Source organism: Facklamia sp. HMSC062C11 (assembly GCF_001810675.1).
Classification (GTDB): Bacteria; Bacillota; Bacilli; order Lactobacillales; family Aerococcaceae; genus Facklamia; species Facklamia hominis.
This window is the reverse complement of sequence record NZ_KV802395.1, coordinates 1-303: the sequence shown is the minus strand read 5'-3', so window position 1 is coordinate 303 and position 303 is coordinate 1. Positions and strand designations below refer to the sequence as shown.

Genomic DNA, 303 nt, shown 5'->3' with positions numbered 1-303 from the left:
GGGGAAAATGGCCAAGCTGAGTCTGTTGGTGACATCTTGGAGGTTGGAACGGATGATGAAGTTCAAGTCAAATGGATTGGTTTAGATAAGACGAATAACGAAGGACAGGATTATACTTACTTCGTGAAAGAAGTCGACAAATCAGGTAATCCATTGACTTTACCAAACTTCAAGAAAGATGAAATTGGCTTGGAAGTTACCAATACTTATCTGGTGCCTAAGAGAGACATCGAAGCCAAGAAGACTTGGGTTGGTGGCGAACAAGTCCGTCCGAAAGTCTACTTCAAGCTCTTCCGTAAGCTA

General features: G+C 42.6%; 1 protein-coding gene. It reads left to right on the top strand.

The features are described from left to right. Positions 1-303, top strand: a 303-nt coding sequence (locus HMPREF2758_RS03955) for a Cna B-type domain-containing protein (RefSeq protein WP_148128878.1), incomplete at both ends; no start/stop codon positions are given.